Source organism: Bifidobacterium olomucense, from assembly GCF_012932375.1.
In the GTDB taxonomy this organism is placed as follows: domain Bacteria; phylum Actinomycetota; class Actinomycetes; order Actinomycetales; family Bifidobacteriaceae; genus Bifidobacterium; species Bifidobacterium olomucense.
This window is the reverse complement of sequence record NZ_JAAIIG010000035.1, coordinates 1-1,411: the sequence shown is the minus strand read 5'-3', so window position 1 is coordinate 1,411 and position 1,411 is coordinate 1. Positions and strand designations below refer to the sequence as shown.

The following is a 1,411-nucleotide window of genomic DNA, read 5'->3' as shown; positions in this document are numbered from 1 at the left end:
GGGCTGGGCTAAACGCCGTAATCCTCGCCATCCTGCTGCTGTCCGCCTCCACGAGTGGGGGTTGGCGGTATGACGCTCATCACCCAGTATTTCCCGAACCCCTTGTTCGACGCGAACGGGCTGCTGCCGGGCGTGAACCAGAATTCGCATGCCACGGTGCGAGCGGAGAACCAGCAGTTGAAGGTCATCTCGACGGATGCGGTCGGCGCGCAGGTGAGCGTCACCCTGTTAGACCTGCCGACGGATACGAGCATGGTGTTCTCGATCGCCTACTATTCGCCGGTGCCTGCCTCGCAGATACGCAACGGCTGCATGTGCGTCGTGGGCTATGGCAGTTGGACCGCGCTGGCCAATCTGGGCAAGCCCACGTCGGCCGGTTCCAACGTGTCGAGGGTGGAATTCACCACCCCTGGGGAACGAGCCGGCATCCAGTTCGTGTTCAACGGGCCGTTGGCCTCGGGCTCGGGCACGGTGTTCGACACGCCTATGCTCATGACGAAATCGGATTGGGACTGGTGGCAGGCGAACAAGCCCATCAACCGTGTGCTCTCCGGGAACATCATGCCGCTTCCTTAGCCTTCGGTCTGGGGGTGGCGGCATGACACTCCTGCGTAATTTCAACCCGAACCCCATGTGCGTGGACATGGGCAACTATCTGAGCTCCCATGGCGGCGTCAGCAACTGCAACATCCTGAACATCGTGTCCCATTACATGCCGCCGAGCGATTTCCCCGGCTTCTGCGTGGAAACGATAGCGGACGGAGACAGCTGGTGCGGCATGGAATGCCCTGATGTGCCACGCAATACGCCGCTCGTCCTCGCCGCCAACATGACGGTAGGCGACAACACGACATCCAAACCGCTCTACGGCAGCTGGGTGGAGGTGTGGGCCGGCCCCGAAACGGACTGGCGTTCAAGGGGCTCCTTGACCTCGTCCGGCGTAAGCGGCGATATCACGCTCCCCAGTGGCGGCAAGACCCCACAGATCGTGTTCCGCGGCCCCGGCAAGGCCGGCCAACGCATCTACATATGGAGCATCTACCTCGGCACGCGAGCCGATTACGAGGCGCTCCAACGGTATGCGCCCGGAGCCCCGTTGGCTGGAAGCCTCATGCCACTCAAATAAAACCGATCGAAAGGAAAGAAGGAATGACCTAGATGACCGAGACACTGCCTACATGGGCGATGCTGCTCGCCGCCGTCATCGGCAGCGGCGGCTTCGGGGCCCTCGTGCCGTGGCTGCTCGACAAGATCGACGCGCACAACCCCATGCGCGACGGTGTACGCGTCCTGCTCCTGTGCGAGCTCGAACGCCAGCAGCGCGAACTCGTCGCCGGCGGGGCCACGGCGGACAACGAGACCAAGGCCCGCGCCCAGACCATCTACGACGCCTACCACCAGCTCGGCGGCA

The 1,411-nt window shown here is 63.1% G+C and carries 3 protein-coding genes; all 3 read left to right on the top strand.

Annotated elements, in window-relative coordinates:
• The first annotated feature begins 69 nt into the window (after nt 1–69).
• Nucleotides 70–576 (top strand): hypothetical protein, encoded by a 507-nt coding sequence (locus G1C97_RS12035; protein WP_169241963.1) that lies wholly within the window; start codon nt 70–72, stop codon nt 574–576.
• Between the two features lie 22 nt (nt 577–598).
• A complete protein-coding gene (locus tag G1C97_RS12030) occupies nt 599–1,126 on the top strand; it encodes a hypothetical protein (protein ID WP_169241962.1) in 528 nt (175 codons plus the stop codon).
• A gap of 32 nt (nt 1,127–1,158) precedes the next feature.
• Nucleotides 1,159–1,411, top strand: a 253-nt coding sequence (locus G1C97_RS12025) for a hypothetical protein (protein WP_169241961.1), incomplete at its 3' end; no start/stop codon positions are given.

Bases quoted from the DNA above. Each gene is read 5' to 3' on its own strand.
- G1C97_RS12030 (WP_169241962.1), top strand. From the start codon at position 599: ATGACACTCCTGCGTAATTTCAACCCGAACCCCATGTGCGTGGACATG.
- G1C97_RS12035 (WP_169241963.1), top strand. From the start codon at position 70: ATGACGCTCATCACCCAGTATTTCCCGAACCCCTTGTTCGACGCGAAC.